The organism is Cognatilysobacter xinjiangensis, assembly GCF_014651995.1.
In the GTDB taxonomy this organism is placed as follows: Bacteria; Pseudomonadota; Gammaproteobacteria; order Xanthomonadales; family Xanthomonadaceae; genus Cognatilysobacter; species Cognatilysobacter xinjiangensis.
The window spans coordinates 404,374-421,321 of the sequence record NZ_BMXY01000002.1; the positions used below are offsets into that span (position 1 = coordinate 404,374).

The window sequence follows — 16,948 nt, forward strand, 5'->3', positions numbered from 1 at the left end:
TCGCGACCGAACGACAGGAGCCTGTCATGAGCCTGAGTACCCAGCGTCCCTTCGCCACGCGCAGCCGTCGCAGCAACGACGCGTCGCAGTCGCTCACGCACGAGCAGATCGCGCGCGACATCGCCGCCTTCCGCCGCAACGGCGGATCGATCGAACGCCTCGGCAACACGCGCGTGCTGACCCGCGTGGACGAAGCCGCCACGCGCGCGCCGCGTCCGGTGGCCGCGCCGCGAAGCCGGCATTGAGGTTCGTCGTCATCACGCGTGGCGCCCGGCCGTACGCCGGGCTCTGCGTCGCGGTGCCCTGCGCGCTGTTTCCGTGGCGCAGGGCGGGGATGTTCCGTGCGATGTCGCGCGGGGCGTTCCATTAGCGCCCGATACCGTCATCCGAACGATGTCCGGAGCCCGCCGCGTGCGGGCTCCGGCGTTTCAGAGCCCCTTGCAGGGCCCGGAATACGGCCCGCCCGACGGCGTGATGCCGCCCGCGTACGAACCGTCGTCGCCGTTGTCGTTCCACTTCACCGCGATGCGCGCCTTCAGCGCGAGATAGCGCTCGCGCTCTGCCGGCGACAGTTCTTCGCGCAGCTCACGCGCGGCCAATCGCAGGCGCGGCACCAGCGACGCGTCATTGAGTTCCGCGGCGTCGTACAACGCGAGGAACATCGGCACGTCGTTCACCACTGCGATGCCGTAGCGGCTGCGGAACCGGTTCGGGGAGTGCAGTTGCAGCAGCAGCGGAAGATCCGCGCGGTCGCGGCGCGCGATGGCCCGGTCGACGTAGCGCAGTGCGCGTACACGGTAGTCGCGCCAAGCATCGAGGTTCGACAGGAAATCGTTCGGGTCCAGTACCGGCATGCCGACGAGCCACCGCTCCTGGGCGATGCCGCCGTGGCTGGCGACGACCGTCTGGTAGCGGTAGAGCGTGGCCTCGTCGATGCGCGGTACGCCTTCGCACGCGTGCGCGCCGGCCTCGACCTCGTCGAGCGAGCGCGAGATCGCATCGAGCATCTGTGGCGTCGGCTTCTTCGGTTCCAGGCTGCTCGCCAGACGCATCGCTACCGCCACTTCCTCGCAGCGCGACATTTCCAGCACGATGCGGCAGGCGGCCGCGGGCGAGCCGCGCTCGGCGAACGGGCGCAGCTGCGCGACCACGTCGCGAACCGGCGTGTCCGGCGGCGGCACGGGCGCGGGCTGGGCCGCGCGCGCCGCATCGTTTCTGGTGGCAATGCCCGATGCAGCGGGCGCACGCGCAGGGGTGACGGCGTCGCCGCCGGATGCGGCATATCGATTCCAGCCGATGCCGGCGACGGCCACGATGGCCAGCGCCGCTGCGATGACGGGTGTGCGTTTCACGTCCGATGTTCCCCCGTGTCCATGGCCGGCGCGCGATAGGGTGGCGCCGGCGATGGCCGGAGTGTCGTCCGGACCACGCCTGTCGGGAAGTGGGCATCGCCGCCACCGCGCATCGCCGGCCTGCGACGCTGGACCCCCTGCGCGCGGCCACGCCTCACCCGTTCAAGCGGGTTCCGCGTGCGTCCCGTTCACGACGCCGGATCGAAGTGGAACACCCGCAGTTCCTGGTCCGCGCGGCAGGCCTTCGCCAGGCGCGCGGCCCAGTCGATGGCCGCCTCGCGCGTGGGCAGCTCGAACACGGCGAAGCCGCCGTCGATCGCACGCGCGCCGTTCGTCGCGCCGTCGACCACGCGGCCGTCGGCGGACACCCGCACCACCGGCGTGCCGTCGTCGATGCCGCCAGCGAACACGTAGACGCCGGCGGCCTTCGCGTCTTCGATCACCGCGTGCGAATCGCGCACCGTGGCGTCCCACTCGCCGTCGGGCACCGCCATCGCCGCGCTCGGGAATGCGATCAGGTACTTGGCCATCGTCGTCGCCTCGGGTCGTCGCGCGGATCAGTCGGCGAACGCCGGGAACGCCGGCAGCTTTCCGATGTCGCGCGGATCATGCTGGATGATCACCGTGGCCTTGAGGTTCTCGGCGATCTTGCGGAAGCGGTCGAGCGAGGCCAGCGAGTCGGCGCGGTTGGTGTTCCAGGTCGGCACGCCGTTGGAGCGGTAGTTCTCGTGGAAATGGGTGACGTCGCCCGTCAGCAGCACGTTGCCCTTCTTCGCCAGCTTCACCAGCAGGCCGCGGTGGCCCGGCGTGTGGCCGGGCAGGTCGAGCATCAGCACGCTGCCGTCGCCGAACACGTCGCGGCGGTCGCCGCTCACGCGTTCGAGCTTGCCGCGGCCGATCCACGGCGCGAAGCGCGCGCGGCGCTCGGCGTACTGCTTCGGATCGAAGCCCGCCGGCGTTTCGCTGGCCGTCACCGCGTTCCAGTCGTTCGCGCCGATCAGCAGCGTGGCGTCGGGAAACTGCGCGAGCTGGCCGGTGTGGTCGTCGTGGTAGTGGCTGATGCCGACGAAGTCGATGTCCGCCGGCTTCACGCCGATGCGCGCGAGCTGGTCGACGAGCGACACCTTCGGCGCGGCGTCCGAGCCGTCGAGCGCATTGCCGGTGTCCCACAGCAGGTAGCGGTCGCCGTTGCGCACGAGGTAGCAGCTGTACGTGAGCGCGATCTTGCGGTTCTCGTGCTCGAAGGTGTCGGAGAACGCGGCGACGCTCACGGCTTCGCGCGGGCCGCCGCAGTCGAGGCGGGCGAGGGCGACGTCGGCGGCATGGGCGGCGCCGCAGAGGCCGAGCAGGGCGGTGGCGAGCAGCAGGCGGGTGGTGCGCATGGGGACTCCGTCAGGTGTCGGTTTCGGACTGCAGGCGGACGACGGGCTCGCCGTCGTCGTCGATGTCGAGGATCACCGTTATCGGCCGGCAGCAGACCGCGCAGTCCTCGATGTAGGTCTGCGCGCCGGCGCTGGCGTCGATGGCGAGGCTGATCGGCTCGCCGCAGTAGGGGCAGCTGCCGTCGTGCGTGGTGAGCATGCGGTGCCTCCTGCCGGCGTCGAGCGGGTGACTGTAATCCCGCGCGGCCCCTGGCGTGGCCCGCCACATCAGTCGCGGCAGTAGCCCTCGCCCGGCTTCACCGTCAGGCAGTCCTTCTTGCCCGCCAGGTATTTCAGGCCCGTCGCGTCGCCGTCGGTGCGCACCGCGCTTTCCGCCACGCCGTCGCGCATGAAGCGCAGGCCCTCGGCGGTCACCGAGCCATCGAACGTGCCCTTGTGGTCGAGATCCCACTGCATCTCCAGCGTGACGCCGCCACCGGGCTTGGCCGCCACCACGAGGTACATGCCTTCAACGCCGGTCCAGCGGCCGAGGTAGTCCGCTTCGAGTGCGGCGCCGTCGGCCGGGGCGGGCGTCGCGGGCGCGGGCGTGGCATCGGTGGCATCGCTGGCGTCGCGTTCCGGCGCGGCAGGTGCCGTCGCGCTGGCATCGCTTGCCGGCGCATCGGCCGCGGGCGTGTCGGTAGGCGCGCGATCGGAACAGGCGGCGAGCAGCGTGCAGGCGACGAGGGCGAAGGCGAGTTTGTTCACAGGCGGTCCCGGTGGATGGCGGTCCACGGACGCTACGCGGGCGCGCGTGGACGGTGCGTCGGGCTGGCACCTGCACGCGAAACGCCTACTCGCGGCAGCCCATCTTGCGCAGCACCGCATCGCGGTCCGACGCGGGGATACCGGCGAGCGTTGCGGCGTCGAGGTTGCCCTGTTCGACGTGCACGGCCTCGTACAGCTCGGGCGTGATCTGGCGCCAGCCGACATAGCCGCAACTCTTCGCACCGGTCGCGTAGTCGACGACGTAATCCACGGCGACGTAGCGCCCGGCCGGTATGCCCTTGGGATCGTCCTGCCAGTCGAGGTCGAACAGGCGTACCGCGCCCGGTGCACCTGCCGCACGTACGAATGCGGTCTGGCTGGCGATCGCATCGGGCATCAGCAGGTCGCGTTTGATTTCACTGGAGTACAGCGCGGCCAGCGACGTGCGGTCGCCGGCGTCGCGCGCCTTGAGGAAGGTGGCCATGTTCGCCCGCACGCGTTCCTCGTCGGCCGGCGTCGGCGCCGGGCGCGCGGCGGAATCCGCGACCAGCGGACGCGCGTCGCCGCACTGCACGTCCTGCGTGAGCTGGAGCTGTTTCGGCGTCGTACCGGTGACGGCCTCCTGCCCCTCGAACGTGTAGCGCCCCAAGGTGACCGTCGCGCCCTGGCAGATCTGCGCGAATGCGGGCGCGAGCAGCGCCTGCGCCTCGCGCAGGTCGGTGGTGCCGGGGACGGTCGCGCGGATGCGATAGCGGCCGTCGCCATGGTCTTCCGCGTTGATCTGGAATGACACCGCGCCTTGCGCGGTCGCCATCAGCGGGAGCAGGGCGGCAAGGGCCAGCAGGCGGCGGGGCATGGTCGGCTCGCGAGGTGTTTTGGCGACGATACCCCGGTGCGATCGGAGCCGCTGGCCGTCGGGTAGTGGCCGGGCTTCCGGCGCAGCATGTACAACGCGTTTCGTGCGCTGCCCGCCTAGTCAGCTTTCTTTGCTGGCCCAAAGAAAAGATGACCAAAAGAAAGGGCCTTCCCGACGGATCTACAGCTCGCGACCGGACGGGATTGCGCGGATCGCGACACTCGGCATATTGCAGCCCGCCGCAGCGCGGCGGGCGTTCGTCAGCGCGCGAGCCAGTGGCTCGCAAGCAGCGCTTCCTCACTGGTTGGCGACGGCGCACGTCCTGTGTGCCGCCCTTCGGGTCTCTCGCGACATCTCCGGCCAGCGAGAAGGCGCCTTTTACGGCGCTTTCGCTATCGGGAACCCGAGCTTCGTCGCCAGCTCGTCCACGATGTTCGACACCACCTTGTCGCGGTCGTGGTAGCCGTGCAGCGCGGAGTTCTTCCATGCGCCGCTGCCGAGCAGAGTGCCGGTCTTGGCGTCATAGACTTGGACGTCCAGCGCACGCAGGTACATCACCATGTCCCACTTCCAGTTGTCGGCGTAGCGCACCAGCAGGTCGGCATCCGTCTGCTGGCCGTCCGGCCCCGACGTGACACGCAGGCCATGCGACATGAGTGCGCGCTGGAGGCTTGCGTCCATGTCAGCCGAGTTGTCGCCGTGCGTGACGACATGGGCGCTCTTGGGCTGGATCGACGTTCCCGGATTGACCACCACTTTTCGTGAGGTGGCGCAGCCGGACGACAGCATGGCGAGCGATAGAACAAGCGAGATGACGAAGCGGTTCACGGTCCCCTCCCCGGGCGTGTCTCGAATGAGATGACGCGGAGTGTAGAGCGCGAGCGCAGCCCTCCCTGGCCGCCAATAGCCAGCGGCACCCCGAAAATGTCTCGCCTGTGTTTCGAGCTTTTCCAGCCGAGCGCCCGCGTGATTGCCGCAAACGGCGACGGCCGACACTTCTGTCGGCCGTCAGTTGGTGCCGTGATGCTGCAGGGCGAGGCCAGGGCGATCGCGCCGGCCTCATTCGCCTCAGGCGCCTAGCAGCTCCACCTCGAACTTCAGCGTCGCGTTCGGCGGGATCACGCCGCCGGCGCCGCGCGCGCCGTAGCCCAGGTCGGCCGGGATGATCAGCGTGCGGACGCCGCCTTCGCGCATGCCCTGCACGCCCTCGTCCCAGCCCTTGATGACCATGCCGGCGCCCAGCGGGAAGATGAAGGGCTCGCCGCGGTCCTTGCTGGAGTCGAACTTCTGGCCCTGCTCGCCGTTCTCGTACAGCCAGCCGGTGTAGTGCACGGTGACGTTGCGGCCGCGCTGCGCTTCCGGGCCGGTGCCGACCGTGGTGTCTTCGTACTGCAGGCCGGAGGGGGTGGTGGTGTAGGCCACGGGGGTTCCAGTCGATGGCGAATGGGGGGCGGAGTTTAGCCGTCGACCGGTAAGCGGCCCGGGTGGGGCGCCCCGGGCAAGTCGCGGCCGGCCTTGCTCGCCCGTCGCCGGTGGGATGTAGGCAGGCGCGGACGTCGCGGGCGGGTGGCGATGTCGACGTCGCGCCTGCGCAGGCGCGGCGCGCGGTTCGCGAATCGCTCCAAGTGCCTGCGGAAGCGCTTCGAGGGCTTCGCGAAGCGGTCGGAGGGCTTATCGAGGCGGTCGAAGCGCCTATCGAAGCCGTCGGAGCGCTTCCGGAAGCGCTCGGAGTGCTTATGGAACCGGTCGGAGCGCTTCGGGAAGCGCCTGAAGTGCTTCCGGAAGCCCGCGAAGCGCCTCCGGAGAGGCTGCGAGTGGTTCGCGAACCGGTCTGGGCGATTCGCGGGGCGGTCTCGGCGTCGGTCCTGGCGCGTGGCCTGGCCGACGGGCCGCTCGTGGCGTATCCATCGGCGGGAGCGGGGCAGGCCGCCGCGGGTCGGCGAGTCGGACGCGTTTGGTGCGCTGCGCGCCCGAGTCGACTTCCTTGCCGCCGAAAGAAACGTAACCGGACGAAACTGCTGTTCTGCTTGCCCCGGCGCGCCAGCCGGTCCGACTTCCGGCACATGCCTCGACCCGTCGAAGGCGCCTAATTGGCGCGTGACCCGGAGTGGAGGACGTGTCGCATGGCTCACGAATCCCGTATTGCCCGCTTGTCCAGCCGCCAGAAGAAGGCGTCAGCACTCTTCCTGATGGTGCTTGCCCTGGCGTTCGCGAACGAGGCGTTCGATTGGCCGCTCGTTGGCACCTACGACTGGGAAGCCATCCTCGCGTTGACTCTCTTCGGTCTCGGCGGCATTGCGGGCGCCGCGGTTTCGAGTCGCCGCCCCGGCTCGAGCGCCGCGTCCCGCGCCTGAAAGGCGCTCGCGGTTGGCGAGCCGCGCCTCGTTCCGGCGCGGCTCGAGGCCGTCGACGCCGGCTTGCAGGGCGGGCCTGAGGCGACCTTCGCCAGACGCACCGCCAAAAGGCGTTACGAGCGCTGGCGCGCGCGAGTCGACTGCTTTGCTCCCGAAGAAAAGCAGCCAAAAGAAGCGGCGCGCGCCGAGGATCTACAGCTCGCGACCGGCTGCGACTGCCCGGATCGCCACACGCGGCACCCTGTAGCCCGTCGCAGCGCGGCAGGCGTTCGTCAGCGCGCGAGCCAGTAGCTCGCAGGCAGCGCTTCCCCACGTGATGGCGACGATGCACGTCCTGTGCGCCGCCCTTCGGTCTCGTGGCATTGACGGGCTATCGGGGGCGAGGAATTTCACTCCGCCCCCTGTTTCTCCTGGGCCCGGGTAGCCGCTTGGAAGTGGAGCCTGACGCCTTTTCACTTGCGACCGGCCGCCGCCGCCCGTACAAGGTCCGCGTCCCTCCGCCCACGCCGCCCCGTGATCGACCGCGACGCACTGCAACGTGACGGCTACGCCCTGCTGCGTGGCGCCATCCCCGACGCCTGGCTCGACCCGCTGCGCGCCGCCTTCGATGCGGGCGTGCGGCCCGGGCACGCGTGGCCGGTGCCGCGCGGTCCGGACTGGCGGCATGCGCTGGTCGATCTCGACCCCACCGTGCGCGCCGTGTGCCGCCTGCCGGCGATGATCGCCGCCGCGGGCGCATTGATCGGCGAGCGCTTCTTCCTGGCGCAGGTGGAAGGCCGCGAACCCCTCCCCGACGGCGGACACCAGGGACTGCACCGCGATCTCTCCGCGACGCGCGCAGGCGATACCGTCAACGCGATCGCCTTCTTCGACGACTACGGCCCGCACAACGGCGCTACGCGGTTGGTGCCGGGCAGCCACCGCACCGAGCCGCGCAGCGCTCCGGTCGACCCCGACGCCGAATCGCGCGCGATACAGCTCGCCGGCCGCGGCGGCGACGTGCTCGTATTCGACGCCGATCTGGTGCACGCGGCATCGTGCAATACCAGCGGTGCGCGCCGGCGGTCGATCCTGATCGGCTACTTCGCGGCGCCCAACCTCGAGGCGCACCGCGCGACGGCGGCGCTGCGCGGGGTGCGCATGGATGAGGTCGAGTTCTTCGAGCCGTAAGCGCGGCCGGATCGCCGACAGGCGACGGGACGGGCACGGGTCGGCGAGCGCGCCGGATCGCCACACTCGGCACTGCTTGCCCGCCGCAGCACGGCGGGCGTTCGTCAGCGCGCGAGCCAGCCGATCGCGAGCGGCGCTGCCTCGTTTGGTCGCGACGGCGCGCGTCGTGCGCGCCGCCCTTGGGGGGTCTGTCGATAGCACTCGGCAAATGAGGTCCAGGGAACTCGACTCTGACCTTCAATCCGGCTCGGCTACCGACGGCGACGAAAATGCACTCTGACCCCGTTTTCGTGGTGTTGCCAGGCTACTGAGGTCGAGGAATCGGACTCTGACGCCAATTTCCTAAATGAACCTGACCCCTTTGTTCGGAGCCCTTTGTTCGCTTTTTTTGCGTTACTACTCGGCTGCTGAGGTTGAGGAAATCGCACTCTGACCCCTGCCTCTCTCCTGCTTATCTGTTTCTGCTTCGCTAGGAAATAGACATCCGAAGCGCGGGATAAAACGTGCTGATCGGATTGTCCACCGCCTCGGGGTCGTCCAGAGCCCGACGCACCTGGCTGCTGATCTCCGCACGATGCGTTTCAAGCTTTGGGACTAGCGAATAGATGTCGGACGTATCTATACGTATCGTGCGCATCTGGTTTACATCGAAAGGCAATCGCTCCTGCGTTCGCGAAATTTGCACAATTGGCAATCGCGCGGCGTGGCGCAAGGCGAGTTCGTAAAACACGTTCGGGTTGTGAAATGACAAGTCTGCAATCACAAGTCTCGATTGCAGTATGCAGTCGATGATTTGCCGAGTGATCGTTCCTGGCTTGTCAATCGCATCCGCCCTGACAAGCTTCAATCCGAAAGGCTCCAGAGCAGGCTCAACAATAGAGCTGACAAAGAGATCGGAGTGCTTGCGCTGCTCGCTACCCTCCTCACCGATAGGCGTGATGTAAAAGCACATGGCGTCAAATTCGGCCTTAGGCGCTGTCACCATTGCGCCGTTTTCCACACGGTATTGATCTAGTTGTGGCCGGGCAAAATCGGATAGCACGCGCGAGTCCGCTTTCGCTGGAAGCGTATCTAAAAAGTGCTCAACTGAGACAATTCGTTCCGCGCCCGAGAGGGTCTGCAGCAGACCGACAAACCGCAGGTTGATCACAAATGTATCAACCGCTTCTTCTGCGAGATCTTCAGGCACCCCGGCATCTTTGGCCGCGTCGATCAGGGCAGCTCTCAGTGGAAGCTTATTTCCTAGAAATCGCTCGTATAGAGCTCTGAACGAATCGATTCGCTCGATTGCGAGGGCTATGCGAGCGCGGGACTGCTCACGAGGTGGGAGCTCATCATCAACCGCTTTCAGGCCGTCGCTTGTGAGTTTGAGAAATTCAGCCTGATAGCCGCCCTCGGTTAGCCCGTACTTGCCCGCATTGGTGATGAGCTGGCGACTTGCGCTGCTTTCTGGTGACTTTTGAAGGTGGTCAAAGACAGATACTCGTCTAACGGCTTGCCCGCTTCCGAAATCAAATATCGCCTTCGCAAATTCGAGCGCTTCCTGAAAAGACGCCGCAGGAAAAGGGCGGCTGTTCCTTGCCTTTTTCTTAGTCACGGCCGCCTCAATGCGTTCCTCATGCGTTTGAGGTGTTTGCGAGTGCCTAGCTTTAGTCACCATGCGCGCGGTCCGTTAACGGAAGAGTTGAGGTCAATTTTTCGCCCCCGCTCGACAATGGTATGCCGAGTTCTCGGCGGCAGATTTCCATGCGGATTTCATGAAGCTGCCATGCCCCTTTTCGGGCTTGGTCGAGCATGTAAATCGCTATTGCCGCAGTTGCGATCACAAGTCCAAGAGTCGTTTGCCAGTCGAATCCAACGTCTTTTACCCAGGCGAGTGCGATGGCAAATGCCGCGGATGTACACGCGGGAATCATGGAGAGCTCGAACTTCAACCGGGTGACCATGGCCCGAACATAGCGCTGCGCGACGAATCGTTCGGCCGAGGTGGTGAAAAGGTAGCTCATCCACTGTTGATCGAAGTCTGAGTAGGCGAGTGACTTCGTGCGGCAAACGTAGCGATCGACGTACTTAACCTCAATTTCTGATCCGACGTCCTCAATGATCATTCCTACGACTAGAGACAACGCCAGCACAGAGGCGCCGACGATTACGCCCGCGTCTTGCCACGTCGTTACCTGCAGGAGGGCCGGCCATATGAACCATGCGGCCCAAGGAAATGCGGCGAGCATTCCAGGCAGGAGGATCACAACCACCACGCGGAAGACGTCGGGCTTCAGCGGACTGCTGATATCCATCATTCATATCCACAAAAAAGGCCAGGTCGTGTCGATGCCTGGCCTTGATTGAAGTGCTGTTAGGGGTGGGGCCTCACCCGCACTTGCTATACCCACAATTCAAGCAAGTCGCACACCCATCCATCAGCACCAGCGCCTTCGTGCTGCACTTGTGGCACATGGTCGCGCTGGGCGGGAAGGTGGTGCCGTCGCCGGTGACGGCCACGCTCTCGTTCGCGGCGGGTGCATTCGCGCGTTCGTACGCGGCGCGCTTCTCGGCGATCAGGGCGCGGGCGGCGTCGCTCATTTCGGGGTCGTGGATCAGGCCGATCGACTTCATGTGTTCCTCGACCACGGCGCCGATCTCGGCCACCAGGCTCGGCATGTACACGCCGCCGGCCTTGAAGTAGCCGCCGCGCGGGTCGAACACGGCCTTCATCTCGTCGACCAGGAAGGTCACGTCGCCGCCCTTGCGGAACACGGCGGACATGATGCGCGTGAGCGCGACGATCCACTGGAAGTGCTCCATCGACTTGGAGTTGATGAAGACCTCGAACGGGCGGCGCTGTTCGTGCTCGGTGCCGGCGTTGAGCACGATGTCGTTGATCGTCACGTACATGGCGTGCTCGACCAGCGGCGTCTTGATCTTGTAGGTGGAGCCGATCAGCACGTCCGGGCGCTCGACGCGCTCGTGCATCTGGATGACGTCGGCGAGCTTGTTCTCCACCGGGGCGGGCGCGCTGCTGGCCTGGGCCTCGCGGGCGCGATCCTCCGCACCGATCACGCTGTAGCCCTTGATTTTCTTCTCGATCTTGACGGCCATCGGCCCTGTCCCCGTGCTGCGTTGCTGTTGTCGGTAGTGGCGCGTCGCCCTGGGCGGCGCGTCGTGGAATCGGAAGGTGCCGGCGGCGGGCCGCCGGCACCGGTTGCTGCGTTACAGGCTGGCGCGGCTGTCGCCGCGGCTGCGGCCGTTCAGGCCGCGACCGGCCAGCGAGCCGCGCGCCGTGGCGCCGCGCGAGGCGGTGCCGGTGCTGCGGGTGGACGCGGCCGAACGGCTGCCCGCGCTCTTGCGCGCGCCGCCCTTCTTCGCCGCCGCGCCGCGCGAGGACGCGCCGGCCGAACGGCCCGACGCCTTCTTCGCGGTGGCGGTGCGGCCGCCCTTCTTGGCCGCCGAGCCGCGGCCCGTCGAACCGCCGCGGCCGCTCGAGCTGCCGCCGCGGCCCGAGGCCTTCTTGGCCGCCGAGCGCGTCGACTTCTTCGCCGCCGCCGTGCGACCGCCGGCCGACTTCTTCGACGCGGCCTTGCGCGCGCCGCCCTTCTTGGCGGCCGTCTTGCGCGTGGCGCCGGTCTTGGAGGCCGCCGTCTTGCGCGCGCCGCCCTTCTTCGCCGCGGTCTTGCGCGTGGCGCCCTTCTTGGCGGCTGCCTTGCGCGCGCCGGTGGCGCGGGTCTGCGCACCCTTGCGGGCGGCGGCCGAGCGGCGTGCGCTGGCGGCCGTCTCGCGCACGGCCTTGGTGGCGCGCGTGGCGGACTTCTTCACCGCCTTCTTCGCGGCGTTGACCTTGCGCGTCGTCGCGGCCTTCTTGCCGGCCGCCACGCGCGTGGTCGACTTGCGACCGCCCGCGGCCTTCTTCGTCGCGGTCTTCTTGCTGGTGGCGCTCTTGCGCGCGCCGGCCGACTTGGTGGCCGACGTCGAGCGCGAGCCCGCCGCCTTCTTGCTGGCGGTCTTGCGGCCGCCGGTGGACGTGCCGGTGCCGGCCGAGCGCGAGCCCGCCGCCTTCTTCGTCGCGCTCTTGCGGCCGCCGGCCGACTTGCCGGCGCTGCCCGTACGCGTCGCGCGGCTACGCGACGCGGTGGACTTGCGGGCGCCCGACGAGCGGGCTTCCTTGCGCGCGGCGGTGCTGGTGCGCGTCAGCGACTTCTTCGCGTTCTGCACCACGCGGCCGACCGCGTCGCCCGCGCTGCTCGCGGTGTCGACGACCTTCTCGACCACGGTGCTGGCGGTGCCGGCGATGGCGCTGCCGATGTTGCTCGCGGTTTCCGCCACGGTGCCCGCCGCATTGGAGAGCGTCGAGGTCACGCCGTTGCCACTTCCGTTTCCATTGCTCATTTGGAAAGCCCTCCTTAGGGGCACTGTTTTTCAAATCGGGATAACGGGTGTCGTTATCGCGCTCTGCTATACAGCCGCTGCGCACAACAGCGTGTGAAAACCACGCTTACTTCATCGGGGTTTTTGACGGGACGGATGCGTTGCTGACGCGGTGTCGGAACGCATCGCGGGTGCCGCGCGCCGGGTGCGTTGCCCGCGCGTCGGCGGTCGATCAGAACTTGCCGTAATAGCCTTCCTTCAGCGCATCGAAGAGGTTGGCGGCGGTATGCATCTCGCCGTCGTACTCGACCTCCTCGTTGCCCTTGACCTCGACCACCTGGCCGTCTTCCAGCTCGAAGCGGTAGGTGGTGTTCTCCAGGTCCTTCTCCTTGACCAGCACGCCCTGGAAGGCGGCCGGGTTGAAGCGGAACGTGGTGCAGCCCTTGAGGCCCTGCTTGTGGGCGTAGGTGTAGATGTCCTTGAAGTCCTCGTACGGGTAGTCGGTCGGGACGTTCGCGGTCTTGGAGATCGAGCTGTCCACCCACTTCTGCGCCGCGGCCTGCACGTCGACGTGCTCCTTCGGCGTGATGTCGTCGGCGGCGATGAAGTAGTCGGGCAGGGCGGCGGCCGGGTCGTCCGAGAACGGCATCGCGTCCGGGTTGACCAGCTCGCGGTAGGCCAGCAGCTCGAAGCTGTAGACGTCCACCTTTTCCTTCGACTTCTTGCCTTCGCGGATCACGTTGCGCGAGTAGTGGTGGGCGAAGCTCGGCTCGATGCCGTTGGAGGCGTTGTTGGCGAGGCTCAGCGAGATCGTGCCGGTGGGCGCGATCGAGCTGTGGTGGGTGAAGCGGCTGCCGACCTCGGCCAGTTCCTTCACCAGCTCCGGCGCCACGTCGGCCACGCGCTGCATGTAGCGCGAGTACCGGGCGTGCAGCACCTTGCCGGTGATCTTGGCGCCGACCTTCCAGCCGTCCTTCTTCATCTCCGGACGCTTGCGCAGCATCTCGGCGGTGACGGTGAACTCCTCGTCCATGATCGGCGCCGGGCCCTTCTCGCGGGCGAGCTCCAGGCCCATCTCCCAGCCGGCCACCGCCATCTCGCGGGCGATCTGCTCGGTGAACTCGCACGACTCCTTCGAGCCGTACTTCATGCGCAGCATGGTCACCGTGCTGCCGAGGCCGAGGAAGCCCATGCCGTGGCGGCGCTTGCGCATGATCTCGTTGCGCTGCTGCTCCAGCGGCAGGCCGTTCACCTCGACCACGTTGTCGAGCATGCGGGTGAACACGCGCACGACTTCGCGGTACTCGTCCCAGTCGAACGTGGCCTGGTCGGTGAACGCGTTGCGCACGAACTTGGTGAGGTTCACCGAGCCCAGCAGGCAGGCGCCGTACGGCGGCAGGGGCTGCTCGCCGCAGGGGTTGGTGGCGCGAATGGTCTCGCACCACCAGTTGTTGTTCATCTCGTTGACGCGGTCGATGAGGATGAAGCCCGGCTCGGCGTAGTCGTACGTCGAGACCATGATCATGTCCCACAGGTGCCGCGCGCGGATGTGGCCGTAGATCTTGCAGGCCACCAGCCCGTCGTCGCGCGTGACGTAGTTGCGGTGCGTCGGCCACTCGCGCCAGACCACCTGCTCCTCGTTGTCGAGGTCGAGGTCGCCCTGTTCCTTGACGTGCACCGGGAACACCAGCGGCCAGTCGCCGTCGGACTCGACCGCTTCCATGAAGCCGTCGGTGATCAGGAGCGAGAGGTTGAACTGGCGCAGGCGGCCGTCCTCGCGCTTGGCGCGGATGAAGTCGCGCACGTCGGGATGGCTGACGTCGAACGTGCCCATCTGCGCGCCGCGGCGGCCGCCGGCCGACGACACGGTGAAGCACATCTTGTCGTAGATATCCATGAAGGACATCGGGCCGGAGGTGTACGCGCCGGCGCCGGCGACGAACGCGCCGCGCGGACGCAGCGTGGAGAACTCGTAGCCGATGCCGCAGCCGGCCTTCAGCGTGAGGCCCGCCTCGTGCACCTTCTCGAGGATGCCGTCCATCGAGTCCTCGATGGTGCCGGAGACGGTGCAGTTGATCGTCGACGTCGCGGGCTTGTGCTCGAGCGCGCCGGCGTTGGAGGTGATGCGGCCGGCCGGGATCGCGCCGCGGCGTAGAGCCCACAGGAAGCGCTCGTTCCAGTACTTCTGCTTCTCGCCGGTCGGCTCGGCCTCGGCCAGGGCCTTGGCGACGCGCTGGTAGGTGGCGTCGATGTCGGCATCGACCGGCGCACCGGTCTTGGTCTTGAGCCGGTACTTCTTGTCCCAGATGTCCAGCGAGGCCGGCTGCAGCGGGATATCCCCGTTGCTCGGATTCTTGGCCATACCGACTACCTCCAGGCGCGCCGTGCTCATTCCTGCGTCATCTCCGGTCGAGGCCGCGCGGAGGCGGCCGGGGATTGGGGTGGCCAGCGCCGGGGCGAGGGCCGGAAAGGGGTGGTGTTCCACGGGGCGACAGTCCGTCGAAGCGGCCGTGAAACCACTCTCGGGGGCGTTGGGGACCATGGGCCGGAGCCTCCGCTCCGACGCCTGCTACCTCAACCTATTCCCCGTCGAGTCGTCGTGAACCACAAGATTTAGTGGCTCCCGGGTTTGTGAAGGTAAGGACCGGAGGCCGGGTCGTCAACGCCTTGACGGCGCCCCTTCGAGTGCCTCACGAGGCGTTTTCACGGCATCTTGATGCTGCGATGCCGCATGTCCGACGAACGGCGCGGGACTGGCGGCACGAGCGCGCGGTCCGTGCTGCACTTGAATCCGTTCAGCTGCGGCGCGACATCGTTGCCGCCGAGGTTCCGTTTCCGCTTTCGTCCGAGGATCGCGATGGCTTCCCCCCGCACCACGCTGCTCACCCTTTCGCTGGCCGCCGCCTTCGGCGGCTTCGCCGCCACCGCCGTGCGCGACGTGTTCGACCGCGATGCCGAGGCCGCGCCGGCGACCGCGCTCACCCTGCCCACGGCCGCGGCGCTGCCCGCCGCGGTCGGCGGCACGCCGATGCCGTCGCTGGCGCCGATGCTCGCGCGGGTCACCCCCGCGGTGGTGAGCGTGCATTCCAAGCAACGCGTGCGCGTGAGCCCGTTCGCCGATCCGTTCTTCCGCCAGCTCTTCCCCGACCTCACCCAGGAACGCATCAACGAGTCGCTCGGCTCGGGCGTGATCGTCGACGCGCAGCGCGGGCTGATCCTCACCAACCACCACGTCATCGAAGGCGCCGACCAGGTGAGCGTGACGCTCGCCGACGGCCGTACGCTGGCCGCCGAGTTCATCGGCAGCGATCCGGATACCGACATCGCGGTGATGCGCATCAAGGCCGACAAGCTGCAGGCGCTCGCGCTCGCCAATTCCGACGGCCTGCGCGTGGGCGACTTCGTGGTGGCGGTGGGCAATCCGTTCGGCATCGGCCAGACGGTGACCAGCGGCATCGTCTCGGCGGTGGGCCGCAGCGGCCTGCCGGGGCTGGGCTACCAGAACTTCATCCAGACCGATGCGTCGATCAATCCGGGCAACTCGGGCGGCGCGCTCGTCAACATCAACGGCGAGCTGGTCGGCATCAATACCGCGAGCTTCAATCCGCGCGGCTCGATGGCCGGCAACATCGGCCTGGGCTTCGCGATCCCCGCCAACCTCGCGCGCGGCATCGCCGAGCAGCTGGTCAACAACAAGGGCGTGGTTCGCCGCGGCACCTTCGGCGTGGAGACGCAGGACCTCGACGAGCGCCTGGCGCGCGCGCTGGGCATCAGCGCCGACGGCGGCGCGGTGGTCACGCGCGCGTTCGCGGGCTCGGCGGCGGCGCAGGCGGGCCTGCGCGCGGGCGACGTCATCACCGCGGCGAACGGCCAACGCATCAACGGTCGCGACGCGCTGCGCAACTTCGAAGGCCTGCAGAGCCTGGACAGCCGCGTGACCCTCGACGTACTGCGCGACGGTAAGCCGCTGCGCGTGCAGCTGGGCCTCAAGGAACAGCCGCGCTCGATCGCGGGCGCCGACGTCGATCCGCGCCTGGCCGGCGCGACGTTCGCCGAACTGCCCGCCAGCCTGCGCAACGCGGGGCTGTCGGGCGTACTGGTGGAATCGGTCGCGCGCGGCTCGCGCGCGGCGCAGAATCGCCTGCAGCCCGGCGACGTGATCCTCGCGTCCAATGCCGGCGCGTTCTCGGATCTCGCGTCCTTCCGCGCCGGCTTCACGCAGCAACCGGCAGATTTGATCTTCCGCATCATGCGCGGCAATCAGCAGGGCGTCTTGCCCGTGCGCTGAGCCGCGATCCCCCGAGCCCAGGAGAGAGCGTTCATGGCCACCAACAACCGCAACGGTTCGTCGTCCGCCGACGTCGCCACCACGGGCGATTTCCGCTCGAACATCGGCGAGGCCGGCAGCAGCCTCAAGCAGGCCGCGGTCGATACCAGCGAAGCGCTGCGCAACGCGGCCGTCGCCGCGGGCGAGGAACTGCGCGTGGGCAAGGCCAACGTCAAGGCCGACCTCGCCGACACCGCGCTCGCCGGCATCGCCGCGGCGGAAACCGCGGGCGGCGCCGCGCGCGAACAGGTCGACGCGCTGATGGACAAGGGCCGCGACCTCGTCGACAGCGCCGCGGAGCTGATCCGCGAGCGTCCGCTGGCGAGCTTCGGCGTCGCCTTCGCGGCGGGCTGGCTGATCGCGAAGCTGGCGCGCGGCGGCGGCGACCGCTGAGTCGG

At 68.0% G+C, this 16,948-nt stretch carries 18 protein-coding genes; 5 read left to right on the forward strand and 13 right to left on the reverse strand.

Translation table 11 applies throughout. From position 1 onward, the window contains the following. Positions 1-26 precede the first annotated feature (26 nt). Positions 27-245 carry a hypothetical protein gene (locus tag IE066_RS10470; protein ID WP_189449573.1) on the forward strand — a complete coding sequence of 73 codons (219 nt, stop codon included), beginning with the start codon at positions 27-29 and terminating at the stop codon, positions 243-245. 183 nt (positions 246-428) lie between these two features. Here the strand turns inward: IE066_RS10470 and IE066_RS10475 are convergent, their stop codons facing one another. The 8 genes from IE066_RS10475 to IE066_RS10510 all read right to left on the reverse strand — a co-directional run bounded on the left by IE066_RS10475 (position 429) and on the right by IE066_RS10510 (position 5,759). After that, positions 429-1,352 (reverse strand): hypothetical protein, encoded by a 924-nt coding sequence (locus tag IE066_RS10475; protein WP_189449575.1) that lies wholly within the window; start codon positions 1,350-1,352, stop codon positions 429-431. 188 nt (positions 1,353-1,540) lie between these two features. After that, positions 1,541-1,882 (reverse strand): YciI family protein, encoded by a 342-nt coding sequence (locus IE066_RS10480; protein WP_189449577.1) that lies wholly within the window; start codon positions 1,880-1,882, stop codon positions 1,541-1,543. A gap of 27 nt (positions 1,883-1,909) precedes the next feature. Then, on the reverse strand, positions 1,910-2,734 hold the full coding sequence (locus tag IE066_RS10485; protein WP_189449579.1) for an N-acyl homoserine lactonase family protein: 825 nt from the start codon (positions 2,732-2,734) through the stop codon (positions 1,910-1,912). 10 nt (positions 2,735-2,744) lie between these two features. Then, the gene (locus IE066_RS10490) at positions 2,745-2,933 is read right to left on the reverse strand and encodes a CPXCG motif-containing cysteine-rich protein (RefSeq protein ID WP_189449581.1); all 189 of its coding nucleotides are present in this window, start codon (positions 2,931-2,933) and stop codon (positions 2,745-2,747) included. A 68-nt stretch (positions 2,934-3,001) separates the two neighbouring features. Further along, entirely contained in the window at positions 3,002-3,481 is a 480-nt protein-coding gene (locus tag IE066_RS10495) for a hypothetical protein (protein ID WP_229790778.1), read from the reverse strand. A gap of 85 nt (positions 3,482-3,566) precedes the next feature. Further along, the gene (locus IE066_RS10500; protein ID WP_189449583.1) at positions 3,567-4,337 is read right to left on the reverse strand and encodes a hypothetical protein; all 771 of its coding nucleotides are present in this window, start codon (positions 4,335-4,337) and stop codon (positions 3,567-3,569) included. Positions 4,338-4,715: 378 nt separating this feature from the next. After that, positions 4,716-5,165, reverse strand: a complete 450-nt coding sequence (locus tag IE066_RS10505; protein WP_189449584.1) for a hypothetical protein — start codon at positions 5,163-5,165, stop codon at positions 4,716-4,718. A gap of 240 nt (positions 5,166-5,405) precedes the next feature. Beyond that, positions 5,406-5,759 (reverse strand): FKBP-type peptidyl-prolyl cis-trans isomerase, encoded by a 354-nt coding sequence (locus IE066_RS10510; protein ID WP_189449587.1) that lies wholly within the window; start codon positions 5,757-5,759, stop codon positions 5,406-5,408. 701 nt (positions 5,760-6,460) lie between these two features. Here IE066_RS10510 and IE066_RS10515 point away from each other — a divergent pair. Together IE066_RS10515 and IE066_RS10520 are read left to right on the forward strand one after the other, a co-directional pair. After that, a complete protein-coding gene (locus IE066_RS10515) occupies positions 6,461-6,691 on the forward strand; it encodes a hypothetical protein (protein WP_189449589.1) in 231 nt (76 codons plus the stop codon). A gap of 513 nt (positions 6,692-7,204) precedes the next feature. After that, positions 7,205-7,861 carry a phytanoyl-CoA dioxygenase family protein gene (locus tag IE066_RS10520; protein ID WP_189449599.1) on the forward strand — a complete coding sequence of 219 codons (657 nt, stop codon included), beginning with the start codon at positions 7,205-7,207 and terminating at the stop codon, positions 7,859-7,861. A 469-nt stretch (positions 7,862-8,330) separates the two neighbouring features. On the opposite strand, the gene IE066_RS10525 is transcribed toward IE066_RS10520, so the two are convergent. From IE066_RS10525 to IE066_RS10545, 5 genes are all read right to left on the reverse strand, one after another. Further along, a complete protein-coding gene (locus tag IE066_RS10525; protein ID WP_229790779.1) occupies positions 8,331-9,458 on the reverse strand; it encodes a hypothetical protein in 1,128 nt (375 codons plus the stop codon). Between the two features lie 52 nt (positions 9,459-9,510). After that, the gene (locus tag IE066_RS10530) at positions 9,511-10,158 is read right to left on the reverse strand and encodes a hypothetical protein (protein ID WP_189449601.1); all 648 of its coding nucleotides are present in this window, start codon (positions 10,156-10,158) and stop codon (positions 9,511-9,513) included. A gap of 73 nt (positions 10,159-10,231) precedes the next feature. After that, complete coding sequence (locus IE066_RS10535; RefSeq protein ID WP_189449602.1) at positions 10,232-10,960, reverse strand: TSCPD domain-containing protein; 729 nt, start codon at positions 10,958-10,960, stop codon at positions 10,232-10,234. Positions 10,961-11,071: 111 nt separating this feature from the next. Then, positions 11,072-12,244 (reverse strand): hypothetical protein, encoded by a 1,173-nt coding sequence (locus IE066_RS10540; protein WP_189449603.1) that lies wholly within the window; start codon positions 12,242-12,244, stop codon positions 11,072-11,074. Positions 12,245-12,455: 211 nt separating this feature from the next. Next, positions 12,456-14,615, reverse strand: a complete 2,160-nt coding sequence (locus IE066_RS10545; RefSeq protein ID WP_189449604.1) for an adenosylcobalamin-dependent ribonucleoside-diphosphate reductase — start codon at positions 14,613-14,615, stop codon at positions 12,456-12,458. A gap of 465 nt (positions 14,616-15,080) precedes the next feature. Between IE066_RS10545 and IE066_RS10550 the strand changes: the two genes are divergently transcribed. Both IE066_RS10550 and IE066_RS10555 read left to right on the forward strand, forming a co-directional pair. Further along, the gene (locus IE066_RS10550) at positions 15,081-16,511 is read left to right on the forward strand and encodes a trypsin-like peptidase domain-containing protein (RefSeq protein ID WP_189449605.1); all 1,431 of its coding nucleotides are present in this window, start codon (positions 15,081-15,083) and stop codon (positions 16,509-16,511) included. A 33-nt stretch (positions 16,512-16,544) separates the two neighbouring features. Beyond that, positions 16,545-16,943, forward strand: coding sequence for a hypothetical protein (locus IE066_RS10555; protein ID WP_189449606.1), 399 nt, complete (start codon positions 16,545-16,547; stop codon positions 16,941-16,943). Positions 16,944-16,948: the final 5 nt, after the last annotated feature.